Source organism: Pseudoalteromonas pernae, assembly GCF_039831865.1.
GTDB lineage: Bacteria > Pseudomonadota > Gammaproteobacteria > Enterobacterales > Alteromonadaceae > Pseudoalteromonas > Pseudoalteromonas pernae.
The window spans coordinates 79,859-94,146 of record NZ_JBDODM010000001.1; the positions used below are offsets into that span (position 1 = coordinate 79,859).

Here is a 14,288-nt window from a genome sequence, read left to right on the forward strand (position 1 = left end):
ATCTCCGTATTAATCGCGATAAAGTTTAGTTAAGTCGCCGTAGTGGTCGATACGACGGTCGCGCAAGTATGGCCAGATGCGGCGAACATTCTCACCCCGTGCTAAATCAAGCGTCGCGCTTAGCACTTCCACTTCGTCATTGCTTGCCTTTGCAAGGAATTCACCTTGTGGCCCGGCAATAAATGAGTGGCCCCAAAACTGAATACCTGCACTGTGACCAGTTGGATCGCTTTCAAAGCCAGTGCGGTTGGCACTGATCACGTACACACCATTAGCTACGGCATGAGCACGTTGTGAAATCACCCACGCATCTTGCTGACGGGCTTGTTCATCCGCATCGTCATTCGGATCCCAGCCGATAGCAGTTGGGTAGATAAGGATTTCCGCACCTTTAGTTGCCATCAGGCGAGCTGCTTCAGGAAACCACTGATCCCAACATACCAACACGCCTAAGGTGCCGACTGAGGTTTTGATTGGTTCAAAGCCAAGGTCGCCAGGTGTGAAATAAAATTTCTCGTAAAAACCAGGGTCGTCTGGGATATGCATTTTGCGGTATTTACCCGCAATGCTACCGTCACATTCAAGTACAACTGCTGTGTTGTGATACAAACCCGCAGCGCGGCGCTCAAACAAAGACGCCACTATCACAATACTTAACTCTTTGGCGAGGGCGCCCAGCGTGTCTGTGCTCGGGCCTGGGATTGTTTCTGCCAAATCAAATTGGTTTACATCTTCACTTTGGCAAAAGTACAAACCGGTATGTAGTTCTTGCAACACAACCAGTTTTGCACCGTTTGCTACTGCTTCGCGAATACCTTTAATGGAATTTGTAAGGTTGTAGTCGCGATCGTCTGTATTTTTCTGTTGAACAAGTGCAACAGGAAGCGATTTGTTTTGAGCAGACATTATCAATTCTCCAAAAAGCCTTGCGGCAATTGCATCGTAATGCAATGTAAACTACCAAATTGTTCGATTAGTGCGCGGCAATCAACACCAATAATTTCGCGCCCAGGATACGCTTTCGCGACTTGGCTCAGAGCTACTTGATCGTGCTCGTCGTTATACGTAGGCACCAACACAGCATCATTAATAATCAAATAGTTGGCATAGGTTGCTGGGAGGCGATCGCCTTCGTCGTTATACGCAGCTTTTGGCCAAGGCAGGGCAATAAGTTCATATGCTTCACCTTGTGTACCGCGCAGTGTCACCAGCTCATCAGCCATTTTGCCAAGCTCTTGGTAATGCTCGTCTTCAGGGTCATCACAGCGAACGTACACAAGGGTGTTGTTTGGTGCAAAACGCACCAGTGTATCAATGTGTGAATCGGTATCATCGCCAGCAAGGTAACCGTGGTTCAACCATAAGATTTTCTGGGCGCCCAGTAGTGATGCTAGAGTCGAGTCTATTTCGTCAGCGCTCAGCTCGTTGTTACGGTTTTTGTTATGAACGCAGGCGCGGGTGCTTAATAATACGCCATGTTCATTGATTTCAATCGCGCCGCCTTCTAGGATGAAATCACTTTTAGCTGTCAGGGCATTCTTGTTCAATGCTTGGGCAAACAAATGGCCATTGATGGCATTGTCTTTGTCTGCTTGGTATTTGCCGCCCCACGCCGTGAATTGGCAATCAAGGGCTTTTAGTTGCTCACCGTTACTTAATGTCAGTGGGCCATGGTCTCGTGCCCATGTATCGTTACACGGTGCATCTACAAAAATGATGTTGTCTAAGTTTGCTTCGTGCTGAGTTAAGCGCTCTTTAATTGCTTGTTTAAGTGATTCGTTGTCAGCAACGATCACAAGCTTTTGGCGTTTACTAATGAGTTGGCTTAACTCCACATAAACGTTTTCAACAGCACTTAAATTAGGCGCCCAATCGGTGTCTTTGTGAGGCCAAGTTAGCATCACGGCATCTTGTTGATGCCACTCTGGAAGTAATCTAAAAGTCATCGTAGATAATCACTGAAAAACAAGCCGCTAGTTTAGCATTAATGAATTGAATGTCAGCTAAATATGCCCGCTTTAATGCATCCACAGTACTATTTACTGAGGAAAAAAGGTTACGATGTGGTGTTGTCGCCTTGTTGCTTTTCATGGCGCTTTTTAAGTTGGCGTGTTTGCGCATGCAAACTCGAACGTACTAACAACTCTTGGTCTTGGTCGCGAAGTACTGAAAACAAGAGTTTATGGCTGAACTTGTCATCCTTAGGGGTCACTTCAATCACTTCTGCGTAGCAATAAATAGCTGCGGCTTCTTGTTGTAAGAACAGTTTACAGCGCGCAAATTCACCTTTGTCCAACGCTTGCTCGCGCACAAGCGTAAAACCTGAACCACCATAACTTTGTGTTTTTTCAGTAGGTTGTTCAGTGTTTTCTTGCATGAGGATATGACTCAAAATGAGGTCAATTTTGCGCGATTGCAGCGATAAATAGTGGGCTAGTTCACTGGCTGTTTCGCCTAAGAGACGCAATGGTCGTAACGCACTTTGCTCAAGCGTGTTGACTTCATTTGCTAGTTTATAAAGAGCCGGGATATCTTGTTCAAGCTCCTCAGCACTAGCAGGAACTGCGTCTTTCGAGACTGGTTCTACAATGACACTGACACTTTCTTGAATCTGAAAAAATTCACCGAATAACTCTTCTTTATTCCTAGCCATACATATCTCTTAAACTGCTGATTTTTCAATATTAGCTGCCATCTTCTGATATTAAAAGGGTTTTGCTATTTTTAGCAGACATAAAAAAGGCGACAAAGGCGCCTTTTAAATCACTGTGGATATGAGAAGGAGTTAAACAATCCCTTCTTTGCAATCAACGTTCTCTTTTTTGTGATGTTCAGCTATTTCATCGGCAAGCTCTTTGCGAGAGCGTGACTCGCCTAATCGACGTTGTGTCAGCCAATAGAAGAACAGCGGCACAAAGAACACAGCCAAGAAGGTTGCTGCCATCATTCCGCCCATGACACCCGTACCTACGCTGTGACGCGCACCGGCACCGGCTCCTGAACTTAGCACCAAAGGCACCACGCCAAGAATGAATGCTAAGGATGTCATAATGATCGGACGAAAACGCAGACGTGCTGCTTCGAGTGCTGCAGTTGCTGCACTCCAACCTTGTTGGTGCTTCAGCAGTGCATATTCAACAATCAGGATGGCATTTTTACCCGCAAGACCCAGTAGGGTGACCAGACCAATTTGGAAGTAAACGTCATTGGTAAGACCTGCAATCCAAATTGAAATAAGCGCGCCAAAGGTACCAAACGGTAAAGCGAGCATGACAGATAATGGCAATGACCAACGCTCATACAGTGCAGCTAGAATCAAAAATACCATGACTACCGCAAGGCCAAGTGCCATGCCCGTTGTGCCCGAGCTACGCTTTTCTTGGAACGCAGTGCCAGTCCAATCGTAGGTCATGTCTGCTGGCAGTACTTGCTTGGCGATGCGTTCGATTTCTGCAATCGCTTGACCAGAACTATAGCCTGGCGCTGCTTCACCCAACAATTTCACCGCTGGCAAGTTGTTGTAACGTGACAAGCTGTCAGGGCCACGCGTAAATTTTACCGTGGTAAATGCTGACATAGGCACCATTTCACCGCTGCTGCTTTTCACATAGATACGGCCGATATCTTGAGGTTGCATTCGATACTGTGCCTCAGCAGACATCAACACCTGCCATGCGCGACCAAATTTGTTGAAATCATTCACATAGTAGGTACCTAAAGTGCCCGCCAAGGTATTGAATGCGTCGTTGATGTTCACACCCATAGCTCGCGCTTGTTCCCGGTCAATATCAACCTTAAGCTGCGGCGCATCTGGTCGCCATAGCGTTTGTACGCTACCCACAATCGGGCTCTTTTGCGCTTCGGCCATGACCAATTGCATACCTTGTTGCAGTTTTTCAGGGCCACCAGCGCCTTTGTTCTGGATGTAGAATTCAAAACCACCTGTGCTGCCTAAACCAAAGATAGCGGGTGGGTTGAATGCCAGAACCAAAGCTTCATTAATGTGCGCCGTTTTACCAAATAATTCGCCTACAAGGGCTTTGGTATCGACTTCACGCTCATCCCAATGCTTCTGGGTTACAAACAAGGTTGCAGCGTTGTTTTTGAAGCCACCACCGATGAAATCAAAACCGGTGAAGGCAGCAACTGCCTCGTTCGCAGGGTTCGATTTAACTGCAGCAACGACTTCATCAACGACCTCTGCTGTGCGCTCAAGAGATGCACCGTCCGGTAAGAAAATGGCAGTGATGTAGAAGCCCTGGTCTTCATCTGGCACTAAAGAGCTGGGGGTCTTCTGCCAAATACCTACAGTAGCGCTGACCATGGCAATCATCAAAATAAGTCCTAGTGCGCCACGGCGAACCATAAAGCCAACTGCACCTACGTACTTGTAAGTGATAGTTTCGAAGAACTTATTGAACCACACGAAGAAGCGGGCGGTTTGTTTGTGTTCATGCTTTAGAATCATCACACATAGTGCTGGTGTCATGGTTAAGGCAACCACACCCGACAAGCTCACAGCAATCGAAATGGTAATAGCAAATTGACGGAATAGTTCACCCGTTAGGCCACCTAAGAACGCAATTGGTACGAATACTGAACACAATACAAGAACAATCGCGACCACAGGGCCAGATACTTCTTCCATCGCTTTTATCGCAGCTTCACGGGCACTTACGTGCTCTTCATGCATGATACGTTCAACGTTTTCTAACACCACGATGGCGTCATCAACAACAATACCAATGGACAGCACCATACCGAACAAAGTGAGAGTATTAATTGAATAACCAAGCATGTACATGCCGGCGAATGTGCCCAGTAGTGATACTGGAACTGCAAGCGTAGGAATAAGCGTTGCACGCCAGTTTTGCAAGAATAAGTACACAACCAAGAACACTAATACCATGGCTTCACCTAGAGTAATCAGTACTTCACGAATCGATACTTCAACAAAGCGTGTTGTGTCGTAAGAGACAACGTGCTCTAAACCTGCAGGGAACTGGGGTTTAAATTCGTCCATAACCGCACCGACTTCTTCAGCCACTTCCAGTGCGTTAGCACCTGGCTGTAAGAAAATCCCCATAAGTACAGCTTCTTTGCCGTTGAAGCTACCTTCAAAGTTGTAGTTCTGTGAACCAAGTTCCACGCGAGCTACATCTTTGAGGCGCAATGAACTGCCGTCTGCGTTGGCGCGGATAATGATATTTTGAAACTCTTCAGGCTCAGACATGCGCCCACGGGCCGTGACGCTGTAAACCAATGACTGTGGTGACTCCAGCGTCGGAGTAGCGCCGATGTTACCAGCGGCATATTGCGAGTTTTGCTCACGAATCGCGCTGGTGATTTCATTAACGGTAACACCCAACTGGCTCATCAAATCTGGGCGCAGCCAAATACGCATGGCGTAATCTTTAGCACCAAAGATTTGTACGTTCGTGGTACCCGGAATACGCTTGATGCGGTCTAAGATGTTCAACGTTACATAGTTTGACGTCCACAGTGCTGAGCGGGTGTCATCAGGAGAATAGAAGGCGTGTACTTGCAAGAAGCTCGAAGAACCTTTTTGTACTACTACGCCTTGGCGTCTTGTTTCTTCAGGTAAACGCGCTTCTACCTGCTTAACGCGGTTGTTTACATCCACAGCAGCTTGGTCGGCATCCGTACCAATTTCGAACGTGACTTCGATGGTGGTGGAACCGGCGCTGCTTGATGTTGATGACATGTACATCATGCCTTCAACACCAGTGATAGCGTTTTCCAAAGGCGCTGCAACGGTTTGTTCAAGTACCTGTGCGGATGCACCTGGGTAGCTTGCTGTTACCTGCACCACAGGCGGCGCAATCTCAGGGTATTGTGCAATTGGCAGGGCACGCATTGCTGCCAGACCTGCAAGTACAATAACAATTGAGATCACGAACGCGAATATTGGTCTATCTATAAAATAGCGAGAAAACATAATGCGCTTATCCCTTCGCGTTGTTCACAGTAACAGGCATTCCTGGGAAGAAAATACGGGCCATGCCTTCAACGATTACTTGGTCGCCTTCTTGCAAACCACTGCGAATGATCCATAAATTTTCAACAGTGTCGCCGTCTTGTTTGCGGTACCATTCACCCACTTCCACGGGCGCTGGACGAGCAATCGTCATGCCTTGCTCATTTTGACCAACCACGTATACGAACTTACCTGTACCATTGTCCAACACTGCGCGTTGTGGAACGGCAAACGTACCTTTGCGTACTGCACCGATCAGCTCTACTTGCACAAATTGACCCGGGCGAAGGCTAAAATCAGGGTTTGGCACAATCGCCTGGAATTCAGAAGTGCCTGTGTTGGCATTGATACGCACGTCAGTAAAGTTCACCTCACCGATGTGTTCGTAGGCTGAACCATCTTGCAAGCGCAGCTGTGTTTGCCATTTACCATCTGCTGGCAGCGTTAACAGACCACGCTTTTGCTCTTGGCGCATAGTCAGCTGTTCGCGTTCTGACAAACCAAAACGCACACGTACTGGGTCAAACGCAGTCATTTGTGTAAGCAACACTTCTGGGCCTGACACATAAGTACCTTCTGATACCTGCTCACGACCCATGATACCGCTTACTGGAGCTTTTACCTGTGCATAGTCCAGGTTCAGCTTGGCTTCACGCAATTGTGATTCACTGGCGCTCAAATCAGCTTTGGCGATATCGACGCTCGAAAGTGCGTTGTCATAATCACGCTGTGATACAGATTTATCTTCACGAAGTTTGGCAAGACGTTTGCTGTCTCGCTGCGCCTGCTCTAAACGTGCTTGTGCCGCTTTTACTGCTGCTTGAGCTTGCTCATAAGCCAGTTGGTAAGGGGCTAAATCAATCGTGAATAAAGATTCACCTGCTGCAACTTTTTGACCTTCTGAGAAGTTACGCGATTCTATAACGCCGCTTACTCGGGCACGGATCTCAACCTCTTTTGAGCCCGACACAGTGGCAGGTAATGAAATAACGAACGGAGCGTCAACAGGTGTTGCTTCGAGGATTTCTACTTGTGCAGGGGGCATTGATTGTCCCTGCTGGGGGGCTTGCTCGGAACACGCACTTAGGGTAAGTGCACCCAGTAAGGTGACTAGGGTAGTGCGAGAAGACAAGTTGAATAAGTTACGGCGCATAATATAAGCGTTTCCCTGAGCTAATTAAGTCGTATTGTAGCCATAACGGCTGGCCCTGCTGATGTCATAGGGGGTAGCCGTGCTTGTTCTAGGGCGTAATGTTTTTTGCGTTAAGTGAAGTGATTACCACAAAAATCAACACGCTCTAGTATAGATTACAAGACTCAGTGTGGTTAGGAAGGTGGGTAACTGTGTAATCAATGTAACCCAACTGTCACTGAGTAAACGATAGTGTATACTTATTTTTAAAATAGGTATACTTTTTCGTTTACCTCGTGTCATTTTTTTTGACTTTCGTTATACTTCATCGTGTTAGCAAAGAGGCAAGAAATGAGCAGTTCTAAACAACAAGCAATTATGGTCGCGGCGATCGCCTTGTTTGCCCAACGCGGGTTAGCAGGCACAACGATGGAAGCCGTTGCCACTAAAGCGAAAGTGTCAAAGCGCACTTTGTACAAATATTACAGTGCTAAAGAGCAACTTTTTGATGGCGTTGTTGATTTGTTGTTGGAGCGTATTCGACCGCTGCATGACAACCCTTATTGTCCAACGACACCAATCAAAGAACAGTTACAAAAACTTGCTGATACCTCTTTAAAACTGACTCAGGATAAAGACTATTTAACTTTGTCACGCATCATTATTATTGAATCACTGCGCTCTAAAAAGCGTGCAGGTTTGCTCGAAGAGCGCTTTAAAAACTGCGAGCAAGGGATCAATAATTGGTTTGATGAAGCGCATGCAGCAGGGGCGCTGCATGATGTGCCTGCTGATATTGCCGCGGCGGTATTCTTTGGCAGTTTGAAAAAACTGGCATTTTGGGAGCAGCTCATCAAATGGCAACAACCAGCGGACAAAGAAAAGCTGGATCAACTTGTTGAATTGACGAGCCGCATGTTTACTCAGGCGCCATTAAAGTAATCAGGTGTGCCGTGGGCTTCAATGGCGTTACTTAAACGCTCCAAAGCAACGGCATAAACCGCATCACGAAAATCCAAACCTTTTTCTTGAACTAAAGTGTTTGCGCGTTTGAAGGCATTGCTCATGACTTCTTTGAGCTCTTCACGCACTTTTGTTTCGCTCCAGCGATAACCTGTTCGATTTTGCACCCACTCGAAATAACTCACAGTAACACCCCCTGCGTTGGCGAGAATATCCGGGATCACGATGACGCCTTTATCCTTCAAAACTGCATCCGCGTCGCTGGTTATGGGGCCGTTGGCGATTTCGACGATGTAACGTGCTTGGATATCTGATGCATTATCGCAGGTGATTACGCTATCCAATGCAGCAGGGATAAGAATGTCTACGTCTTTTGTGAGTAACTCAGAGTTTGACAAGGTGTCGTGGTCCACTGTTTCACATACAGAGCCATCACAATACACCGCCTTTAGTTCTCTATGGTCTTGTTTTTGTTGATATACACTTTTTACATCTAGCCCTTGTTGGCGATAAATACCGCCTTGCGAGTCACTAATAGCAACAACTTTGTAGCCATCATTCGCTAGTAAGCGTGCGACATGATAACCGCCATTACCAAAGCCTTGAACGGCAACTGTGGTTTCTTCTGGAGTAAGGCAATCCCGTTGTTCAAGCGCTTTAATACACAAATAGGCGCCGCGACCTGTCGCATCATCACGACCTAAACTGCCTCCAAGAGCGATGGGTTTACCGGTGATCACCGCCGGATTTTTCACTCGAGTAATCTTTTCATACTCGTCCATCATCCAACCCATAATACGCGCGTTGGTGTACACATCTGGTGCTGGAATGTCGCGCTCTGGACCAATAAAATCAGCCATTGCGCGCACGTATGATCTACTCAGGCGCTCAAGTTCCATTGGGGATAGCGCTTTAGGGTCGACACTGACGCCGCCTTTAGCACCACCAAATGGAATATCCACAACCGCACATTTTAATGTCATCCACAATGCCAAAGCTTGCACTTCCTGCGCACCCACATCGGGATGAAAGCGAATACCGCCTTTAGTTGGGCCAAGAATATTATTGTGTTGGCATCGATATCCGGGGAAATAACGGGTGTGGCCATCATCCATGCGCACTTCCACATGGACTTTGAGCATGGCATTGGCATGACTGAGGGCATCAATCACCAACTTGGAGCATCCCGTTTGCTCACCAATACGGCTTAGTCGGTTAACTGCGTCGTCAAATACTGTGCTACTCATCTGTCCTCCATTTCCTCAAACAGTGTCATGTTTAAGGTGAGATATTATGCTAGGGCGTGTTGACCTTTGCTGTGTGTTTTTGAACAAAATTCATACCTCAAAGGTCAACACGCCCAAGGGTGAGATATTTGTTACGTAAGGAATTGAAATTTAGTTTTTTGTACACATATAGAATAGGGTATATTGAACTTGGTTGTGTGTTTGTGCAGCTGTTATAGTTTTTTACTGGGGAATGGATCAGTGCGATTTTGGCTTATAGCTATGGTAGCGGTACTCACTGTACTTTGTGGCAGTGCAAGTGCTTATGCGCCCAAAACCAGCGCAAGCCACATGCAAATTTGCCATGTTCAATCCCCCGCTGATCAACTAGGTTGTGTTAGTTCAGACATAAACGTGCAGGGCGCGCAAAAGCATCACGCCCCGACGCCAAAGCCAGTGCAATTGCCAGAACGGGCAATGCGAACACATCCAAGCTATTTTATGCACCCTGAACAGCAACCTATGTATTTGCTTGCGTATACGTTGGCGCAAGACGCTCCTTTGTGTGAGCTTAGTCCTAAAGGTGAGCAAATTCGTGCTCAGGTCCCGTGGTTTATGGTTAATTCACAGCCTAACTCTGGGCTAATTGATAACTGTCAGCCAGCCAATCTTACCTACCGAAGTCGCCTGACTTACGAGCTTTTCCTGCTTAATCACACCGCTTAACTCTTCATTTCAGCGGTAAATCGCAAATTGTCAGTTTGTTGCCAGCACTTTGATGTGTTTGGCGTAGTTTGCGCGCTCGTGTCTGCGAGCGCTAAGTAGGAATTATGGAAAACAAAAAAATAGCGGCGCCTTTGATTACGTCGTCAACGCGACCAGATAAACAGAGTAAAAACCGTGGCTCATCGGTCTTAAAAATAGGTAGTGTGATAGTACTTATCATCGCACTGGCCATCAGCGCCTTAGGTAATCTTTACCCCAATACCAATGTGATTACATTGACGAAATTTAACGAGCACATTGCGGTTGCCGAGCTGCAACACACGCTGACTGCCAGTGGGTATAGCGTGCAAAGCATCTCGCAATCTGGCGGTGCGGATATGGTGGTGCAGCTCAACAGTCCCTCATTGAGTGCGCCCGCTGCTAGCTTGTTGCGGCAAACATATCCGCTAGGGGAAGTAAAAGTCACAAAGCAAGCGACCACACCGCTTTGGATGCAGCGTCTGGCTATTGCGCCTATCGATTTAGGACTGGATCTCGGTGGTGGAGTGCTTTTTGTATTGCAAGTCGACACCCAAAAGGCATTAGAAAACAGAGTGGGTAGTGTTTTTGAGCAAGTGAATAGCTTGCGCATCGAAAAGCGCTTGCGCGGCGTTAGCGTTCATAAAGAACAACATGGCGTGATCATTCGTGCTCAAGGGGCATACAAAGATAACGCTGCAGCGTTAAGTGATGAATTAAAAACGCTTTTTCCAGATATCTCTGCAAACCAAGAAACCAACAGTGCACTGTATCAGCAGCGGCTTTTTTACACTAACCAGCAGCAACAGCAATTTGCAAAAGCCGATATGGAGCAAGCCTTGTCAACACTTAGGCAGCGTATTGAAGAGTTAGGGATCACAGAAGCAATCGTGCAGCGTCAGGGGGAATTTGGTATTCGCATCGAATTACCAGGGGTCCAAGACCCAAGCGAAGCGAAACGAATCATAGGTGCTACGGCGAGTTTATCCTTTCATGGTTTGAGCGATATAGGTGGTAAAAGAGTAGTCAGCGAAGACGGTGGTGCGATTAATATCGACATCAAGGTTATCTTCACAGGAAACGATATCACTGGTGCACAGGCAGGGCGCGATGAAATGGGACAACCTATGGTGCAATTGCAGTTGTCGTCATTTGGCGGTGAGAAAATCAATCGCTTTTCGCGCACCCATATTGGCGAACCCATGGCGACCTTATACAGTGAATACGTGACTGATGCCCGTGGCGATGTACAGATGCAAGAGCGAGTCATATCAGTCGCTACAATCAATGAAGCATTAGGCACCCGTTTCAGTATTACTGGATTAGGAAGCTGGCAACGCGCACAAGATTTAGCGTTAATTTTACGAGCAGGCTCCTTAGAAGCGCCAATTAAAATTATCAAAGAGCAAACGATTACTCCGACACTAGGTGCACAAAACATCACCAATGGCTTTCAGGCTTTGTTATTGGGCCTATCAATAACGTTAGGCTTTATGTTGTTGTGGTATCGACGTTTAGGAGTTGTGGCTAACTTAGCACTGGCAATTAATCTGGTGTGTTTGCTTGGTTTGATGTCTTTGTTACCCGGTGTGGTACTAACCTTGCCAGGGATCGCAGGGTTAGTATTAACTATAGGCATGGCAGTGGATACCAATGTGATTATCTTTGAGCGCGTAAAGGACGAAATACGCTTGGGGAGAACACGCCTTCAGGCCTTACAACGGGGTTACAAACAAGCGATGAGCAGCATTATTGATGCGAACCTCACCACCTTTATTTGTGCGCTTGTACTCATTGGTATTGGCTATGGGCCGGTTAAGGGCTTCGCAATTACTTTAGCGCTGGGGATCATGACCAGCGTGTTTAGCGGTGTGATTGTGTCGTCCTATCTTTCTTCTTGGCTTTTCAAGGCTACTAAGGAGGTGGGCCATGCCTAATTCAATGAATGTCGTTCGTCGTATCGGTCTTATGTTGAGTGTGTTGCTTATACTAGTGAGCACCAGTGTCATTGTGATTGATGGCGTTAAGCTCGGGCAAGATTTTACGGGCGGCTATGTTAGTGAATTTTCTGTGATGCAGCCTATTTCGCACAACGAGCTCAAGGAGCGACTCAATGACTATATTCATAGCCCTTACAGCTTGCATGAACGCGCGCATAATCAATGGCAAGTATACCAAACGCCTGAAAATGGTCAGGCAGATGTTGATTGGTTTGAGCAATGGTTAGCGCAAACAAATGCGGTTAAACTCGATAGTAGTTTCTTGGGCGCAGCGGCAGGTGAGGAACTCATTGAGCAGGGCAGTATGGCTCTGTTGTTTGCAACGTTAGCCGTTATGTTTTATCTCGCGGTGCGTTTTGAGTGGCGATTAAGCCTTGCTGCGACACTGGCATTGGTTCACGACGTACTGTTAACGCTTGCGGTATTGAGCTTCTTCGATATTGAATTTACCCTCACCGTACTCGCTGCCATCTTGGCAATAATAGGGTATTCATTGAATGACTCTATTGTTATCGGCGATAAGATCAGGGAGTTAATTCAAGCTCAACCCAAGCGTAAAGTTGCGCAGTTGATCAATGAGGCACTAGCAGCATCCATGAGCCGTACGCTCATTACTTCTTTGACGACCTTAGGCACCATTGTCAGTATCTGGTGGCTTGCAGGCGCACCGCTGCGCGGTTTTGCGATTACCTTGTTTACTGGGGTGTTGGTGGGCACGTGGTCGTCCATTTTTATCAGCGCAACCTTGCCGCAATTTTTGGGTCTCAGTAGCCAAAACTACACTCGGGATGACTCTGAAGAGGTTAAGCGTCAGTTAGCCGAGCCATAAACTTGATAAAGAAAAGGGAGCCTGCTGGCTCTCTTGTTATTGCTATTGGTCATCTGACTTTACTTTTGCACCCAGCATACGAGCGAGGGTGCCATCTTTATCGAAAAACTGATGTTTCAATGCACCGATAACATGCAGCAATATGGCTGCAATTAACACCCAAGCTGCAGGCCCATGAATGTCGTGGCCTAAATTCCCCACCCATTCGATTTTGTCGGCTTTTGCGAAAATCTCGAAACCGAATACTGACAAGCCATGACCACCGCCCACGCTCATCATGATCCCTGAAATCGGCATCAGCAAGGTACCGATCAGTAGCAACATATGCGTACCTTTGGCGAGCATGTCTTGCCATGGCGTTAACTTAGCAACATGAGAAATTTCGCCCTCGAATAATCGCCAAAACAAACGCATGAGTGCAATAACCAAAACCGTAAAACCAAATGACTTATGCAGCGCTAACATTTCAAACTTTTCTGGGCCGCGTGGCATTTCTTCGACATACAAACCAAATGCCAAAACGCCAATAAATAACAGCCCTGTAAGCCAGTGCAGAATAATGGTTGGTTTCGAAAGTGACTTATCCATTGGCTAACTCCATATTTCTATATTAGGAACCAGTATGCGCAATCCCGACGGTAATTTCGAGATATAAAACAGTAAAGAAATGCAAATTTCTATGTGGAAATATGTGTCAGGCATGCTCTATGGGTGATTGGAATCATCTCCATTTGAGCACGCACAACGGACTTATTTGCTCAGTTGTTTTTTGCCAGAGAGGTCTCTCAAGCACAGTAAAATGATGACCGCGAAGAGATTAAAGAGAAGGGCTAGCACAAGCCACAATGCAGGGCGGCGGCCTTTGCCTTGTGCCAACAATGCACAAAAGCAGGCAAGAAAGATGATTGTCAAAGTCGTCAGTTCTTTGCTCTCTATTATTAAATTAATGGTTTTATTGCCATTATTCATGGCGTTTCCGCACACCTTTGTCGGTGGAAGCGATGTCATATTATCGTAACTATCCGCATCATTGTGCGCCTGTGCATCATGGCTAAATGGCAACAATAGCAGCGCTAATAAGAGTAAAAGTCTCTTCATTACTTCCCTCCTTTATTTGCGACCCACGAATGCACGCTCAAAACAACGAACATAAACCCAAAAACAAACAGTGGGCGATAATAGTCATAGGTGTGTGTACTTAAAAAGAGTACTTGGTAACAGGCGATGCCAACGCTTGTTAATAGAGCGAGCTTGAGATTACTGCGAGTAGAGTTAGTAGGGGGCATTTGTTTGTTCCTTCAAAGCAAATGTATTCTATTGGGTACAAAAGAAAGAGTAATAAAATGTCGGGTAATTAGCAATAAAAAAGCCGTGAAGAAGATTCACGGCTTTATAG

General features: G+C 46.5%; 12 protein-coding genes. 4 read left to right on the top strand and 8 right to left on the bottom strand.

The genetic code is table 11. The features are described from left to right. Positions 1 to 9: 9 nt before the first annotated feature. The 5 genes from V1358_RS00365 to V1358_RS00385 all read right to left on the bottom strand — a co-directional run bounded on the left by V1358_RS00365 (position 10) and on the right by V1358_RS00385 (position 7,151). Positions 10 to 906 carry a carbon-nitrogen hydrolase gene (locus tag V1358_RS00365; protein ID WP_347392223.1) on the bottom strand — a complete coding sequence of 299 codons (897 nt, stop codon included), beginning with the start codon at positions 904 to 906 and terminating at the stop codon, positions 10 to 12. Positions 907 to 908: 2 nt separating this feature from the next. Next, a complete protein-coding gene (locus V1358_RS00370; RefSeq protein WP_347391887.1) occupies positions 909 to 1,946 on the bottom strand; it encodes an agmatine deiminase family protein in 1,038 nt (345 codons plus the stop codon). A gap of 110 nt (positions 1,947 to 2,056) precedes the next feature. Continuing rightward, positions 2,057 to 2,653 (bottom strand): PilZ domain-containing protein, encoded by a 597-nt coding sequence (locus V1358_RS00375; RefSeq protein ID WP_347391888.1) that lies wholly within the window; start codon positions 2,651 to 2,653, stop codon positions 2,057 to 2,059. Between the two features lie 132 nt (positions 2,654 to 2,785). After that, positions 2,786 to 5,959, bottom strand: a complete 3,174-nt coding sequence (locus V1358_RS00380) for an efflux RND transporter permease subunit (RefSeq protein WP_347392224.1) — start codon at positions 5,957 to 5,959, stop codon at positions 2,786 to 2,788. Positions 5,960 to 5,966: 7 nt separating this feature from the next. Beyond that, a complete protein-coding gene (locus V1358_RS00385) occupies positions 5,967 to 7,151 on the bottom strand; it encodes an efflux RND transporter periplasmic adaptor subunit (protein WP_347392225.1) in 1,185 nt (394 codons plus the stop codon). 330 nt (positions 7,152 to 7,481) lie between these two features. On the opposite strand from V1358_RS00385, the gene V1358_RS00390 reads away from it, so the two are divergent. Further along, positions 7,482 to 8,072, top strand: coding sequence for a TetR/AcrR family transcriptional regulator (locus V1358_RS00390; RefSeq protein WP_347391891.1), 591 nt, complete (start codon positions 7,482 to 7,484; stop codon positions 8,070 to 8,072). Here V1358_RS00390 and V1358_RS00395 read toward each other — a convergent pair. Beyond that, positions 8,054 to 9,340 carry a Glu/Leu/Phe/Val family dehydrogenase gene (locus V1358_RS00395; RefSeq protein ID WP_347392226.1) on the bottom strand — a complete coding sequence of 429 codons (1,287 nt, stop codon included), beginning with the start codon at positions 9,338 to 9,340 and terminating at the stop codon, positions 8,054 to 8,056. The genes V1358_RS00390 and V1358_RS00395 overlap by 19 nt on opposite strands. Before the next feature lie 240 nt (positions 9,341 to 9,580). Here V1358_RS00395 and V1358_RS00400 point away from each other — a divergent pair, with 240 nt between their 5' ends. The 3 genes from V1358_RS00400 (at position 9,581) to secF (ending at position 12,892) form a co-directional block, all read left to right on the top strand. Continuing rightward, positions 9,581 to 10,045, top strand: a complete 465-nt coding sequence (locus V1358_RS00400; protein WP_347392227.1) for a hypothetical protein — start codon at positions 9,581 to 9,583, stop codon at positions 10,043 to 10,045. 104 nt (positions 10,046 to 10,149) lie between these two features. Further along, positions 10,150 to 12,000: a protein translocase subunit SecD gene (gene secD / locus V1358_RS00405; protein WP_347392228.1), complete on the top strand. Its 1,851-nt coding sequence runs from the start codon at positions 10,150 to 10,152 to the stop codon at positions 11,998 to 12,000. Further along, complete coding sequence (gene secF, locus V1358_RS00410; protein WP_347392229.1) at positions 11,993 to 12,892, top strand: protein translocase subunit SecF; 900 nt, start codon at positions 11,993 to 11,995, stop codon at positions 12,890 to 12,892. Before secD ends, secF begins: the two co-directional genes overlap by 8 nt. 42 nt (positions 12,893 to 12,934) lie before the next feature. On the opposite strand, the gene V1358_RS00415 is transcribed toward secF, so the two are convergent. After that, positions 12,935 to 13,480, bottom strand: a complete 546-nt coding sequence (locus V1358_RS00415; RefSeq protein WP_347392230.1) for a cytochrome b — start codon at positions 13,478 to 13,480, stop codon at positions 12,935 to 12,937. A gap of 162 nt (positions 13,481 to 13,642) precedes the next feature. After that, positions 13,643 to 13,990, bottom strand: a complete 348-nt coding sequence (locus V1358_RS00420; RefSeq protein ID WP_347392231.1) for a hypothetical protein — start codon at positions 13,988 to 13,990, stop codon at positions 13,643 to 13,645. Positions 13,991 to 14,288 lie beyond the last annotated feature (298 nt).

Coding starts and splice junctions, on each gene's coding strand:
- V1358_RS00365 (WP_347392223.1), bottom strand. CDS start 906: ATGTCTGCTCAAAACAAATCGCTTCCTGTTGCACTTGTTCAACAGAAA.
- secF (WP_347392229.1), top strand. CDS start 11,993: ATGCCTAATTCAATGAATGTCGTTCGTCGTATCGGTCTTATGTTGAGT.
- V1358_RS00415 (WP_347392230.1), bottom strand. CDS start 13,480: ATGGATAAGTCACTTTCGAAACCAACCATTATTCTGCACTGGCTTACA.
- V1358_RS00390 (WP_347391891.1), top strand. CDS start 7,482: ATGAGCAGTTCTAAACAACAAGCAATTATGGTCGCGGCGATCGCCTTG.
- V1358_RS00380 (WP_347392224.1), bottom strand. CDS start 5,959: ATGTTTTCTCGCTATTTTATAGATAGACCAATATTCGCGTTCGTGATC.
- V1358_RS00385 (WP_347392225.1), bottom strand. CDS start 7,151: ATGCGCCGTAACTTATTCAACTTGTCTTCTCGCACTACCCTAGTCACC.
- V1358_RS00395 (WP_347392226.1), bottom strand. CDS start 9,340: ATGAGTAGCACAGTATTTGACGACGCAGTTAACCGACTAAGCCGTATT.
- secD (WP_347392228.1), top strand. CDS start 10,150: ATGGAAAACAAAAAAATAGCGGCGCCTTTGATTACGTCGTCAACGCGA.
- V1358_RS00370 (WP_347391887.1), bottom strand. CDS start 1,946: ATGACTTTTAGATTACTTCCAGAGTGGCATCAACAAGATGCCGTGATG.
- V1358_RS00375 (WP_347391888.1), bottom strand. CDS start 2,653: ATGGCTAGGAATAAAGAAGAGTTATTCGGTGAATTTTTTCAGATTCAA.
- V1358_RS00420 (WP_347392231.1), bottom strand. CDS start 13,990: ATGAAGAGACTTTTACTCTTATTAGCGCTGCTATTGTTGCCATTTAGC.